Here is a 2,981-nt window from a genome sequence, read left to right on the forward strand (position 1 = left end):
TTTGTTCCGGGGTATATCGGCTACGGCTCATGGTTCCTCACAAGGTTAAGACAAAAACCTAGCGTGCATGAACCGAATGAGAGGAGCAAGGTGAGTTCACCGGACGTTTACGGTCAGTTTGTGAGACCGGGCGACTGAAATCCCACTCAGTCAGGGTGTCGTGACCGAGCGGATTAACTTCCCGGGTGACCAGCCCGTCCGCATTGTATTCGTAACGGGTACAGCCGCCTTCGGCGTCGAAATACCGGGTGACGCGGTTTTCGTCATCATACGCAAAGCGGTCCTGCCAGTAGCCCTGCGGGGTGGTTGTGGCGGTTACCCGGCCCGCTTTATCATAGTGAACGGTGACATCGGTTTGGTCGGTGTCATGCCAGCGGGTCATGTTCCCCTGCGGACTGTATTCATGCCACAAATGGTTAAACTGAAACGACGCGCATTCGGCCAGGTAACCCTGACTGTCATAGCGGCAGGTGACCAGCCGCTGGTGCTGGCCCTGATGTCGCCAGTCAATTGCTGTGAGCTGAGACAGTTGAGTCTGAGACGCGGGTTCATAGTGCAGCACCAGTTCAGCCCCGCCGGCCTGCACGATATCCGCCAGCCGCCCGGCGTCATCGTAACGAAAGACCGTCCGGTTGCCGTGGCGGTCCGCTATCGCCGACAGGCCGCGTTTATCCGCCTGGGCCGGCACTGGCGCAAAGCTCAGGGTGTGCTGGGTGCGGCGGTTAAACAGGTGCAGTTCGCCATTTAACTGGCCGTACAGCAGATAATGACCGGCGTGCAGGTTGACCGAAAAGACGTTTTCGGCCGGGGTGTGGAAGGTGTAAATCACCCCCTCGCCGTCGGTGAAATGGGTCTCTTCGCCGTCCCGTCTCAGGTGCTGTGACCAGTCGTCCGCCCATTTGGGGCCAAAGAGGCCGGAAAAATTGGCGGTTGAGCGGTACACCCGGTTGAGGGTCAGCGGCAATAACCCCGGCAGGGCGAGCACCGGCCAGAGCTGTAAGAAATCCCCGGTCGCCACATCCACCGGTTCACCGGCTTTGCTACAGAACTGGCTGTTGCAGCCTGTTTTTTTCACCGACGGGGTGGGCTCTTGATGGGGGTTGCCTTTTTTCCCTCTGGGCAGGGGGATTAATCCGGCCAGTGCCACCGCCCAGCGTAACTCTGTGTCGCTGCTTTCCATGATGTCATACACCCCCAGCGTCTCCTGGGTAATGGCAATGGAGGCGGCGGCGCTGTTGATATTGGCGTCACAGGTGGTGCGGTGACCCAGCCGGGCAATTGGTTTGCCGTTGGCAAACACGGATTTAGCGCCTTCGGCAATCACCCCCGGGCCGGGGTGGTCGCTGCACACAATGTTATCCCCGACCCGGGCCACCGGTTTGCCTTCAAAAAAGACATCCGGCGAGCCTTCAATAATCGTGCCTTTATTTTCGCCGTATTGCCCGATAGCGGCACCGATACCGGCTACCATGCCACCGGCAAAGCCGCCGGCTAATCCTGCCGCCGCGCCGGCCACCACGGCCAGGGCCAGCCCGCCGGTCGCCAGGGTTAACGCCCCGACGGCGACCACCGCCACGGCACCCAGCAGAATGCCGCCCAGCGCGCCCCATAAGCCGGCTTTTTTATTCTGGTGGGCAATTGCATCCCCCAGCCGGGCCGGCGCATGGCCTTCGGTTGCTACCGTCTGCATGCCCAGGAAATGGGCTATCTGATGACCCATTTTATCGCCGGCATAGCTGCCGGCATAAGCCCCCATGGTGCCGGCGGCCAGGCCCGCGGCAAAGGGCGCCGCAGCCCCGGTCGCCACGGCATAGGCGCCGGCGGCCCCCATAGAGACCTGGCTGAACGCATCGCTTTCCAGAAATTCCAGGGCCTTATCCGAATGTGAGGTTGTCTTTGCGGTCCGGGGCGGCGGGGCGGATTTAACCGGCGCCTCTGTGCCGGCGGCGGTTTTCCGGGGTGATGCGGCGGGGGGACGGCGGGCCGCACCGGCCCCCACCCAGACATGTTGTAATAGGCTCATTGCGGCTCCCTGAGGTTATTGTTTATCACCCGGACGGGGCTGAAACGAGGTTATCATGGCGTGCATCTGCGCGCGCTGAATCTCAGTCATCCTGCCGGAGCAGGTGCCGGTAAAAATCAGCACCTGCTCCGGCAGGTGAAGCAGCAGCATCAGCTGATGCAGAGTGCCTTGCGGGGAGTCCCAGGTGAACTCCGAGGTCACGGTTTCGCGGCCCTCCAGCTGGCCGTTTTCCTGTGAAATGAGCTGATAGTTTTTCAGCTGCTGACTGAGTGCGGTGATTTCCCGTTCGGCAAACGGGATAAAGTCGAGTCCCCAGGGCAGGGTATCGCGGGAGAGGGTGAAACTGCTGCCGTTTTTGTCGTTGGGACTGCTGAGTACCAGCATACTGACATCCTGCCAGTCGTGGGGTACTTTGACCGAGCCGGCATTGAAGTGAAACGGGACTAAAGAAGTTTTCTGGGTCATTGGGTTGTCCTGGTGAGTGTTTAGGGTTTTTTGCCGGTGTCCGGGTGATTTAATTCAGGCCAATTTTTGTGCCATTAATCAACACCCCGCCCGGGTTGAGTTCAATTACGGAGCCGCCGAAGGTGATTTTGATATTCTCTTTGGTCATGACCATTTTTCCCGCGCCGACCGTCAGCGTAATAGTGTCACTGGCTTCGTACAGCTGGGTTCCGTCTCCGGCTTTGCCTGCTTTGGCCCTGACCTGCACCTGATTGGCTTCGGTGCTGCGCATCAGACAGATAGCTTCGGTGAGATTACCCTGTTCAAGGGTGGTTTTTTCATCACCGGTCTTCACCGTGACCTGGCGGTTACCGGTTTCCACGACCAGGGTCTGGTCGTGTTTCACCACGGTGTTCATATCGCGCTGCGCATGCAAAGCCAGTTCTTCACTGCCCCGGGCATCCTCAAAGCGCAGTTCGTTGTAACCGTCGCCCTTGTGGGTTTTCGAGCGGAA

3 protein-coding genes are annotated in these 2,981 nt (G+C 59.5%); all 3 read right to left on the reverse strand.

From position 1 onward, the window contains the following. Positions 1–58: 58 nt before the first annotated feature. Positions 59–2,023 carry a PAAR domain-containing protein gene (locus ABR397_RS22170; protein ID WP_350307605.1) on the reverse strand — a complete coding sequence of 655 codons (1,965 nt, stop codon included), beginning with the start codon at positions 2,021–2,023 and terminating at the stop codon, positions 59–61. Between the two features lie 15 nt (positions 2,024–2,038). Further along, on the reverse strand, positions 2,039–2,488 hold the full coding sequence (locus ABR397_RS22175; protein WP_350307606.1) for a DcrB-related protein: 450 nt from the start codon (positions 2,486–2,488) through the stop codon (positions 2,039–2,041). 49 nt (positions 2,489–2,537) lie between these two features. Continuing rightward, a partial coding sequence (locus ABR397_RS22180; protein WP_407072898.1) for a bacteriophage T4 gp5 trimerisation domain-containing protein occupies positions 2,538–2,981 on the reverse strand: 444 nt, incomplete at its 5' end.

This window comes from Photorhabdus viridis, assembly GCF_040256935.1.
Taxonomy (GTDB): domain Bacteria; phylum Pseudomonadota; class Gammaproteobacteria; order Enterobacterales; family Enterobacteriaceae; genus Photorhabdus; species Photorhabdus viridis.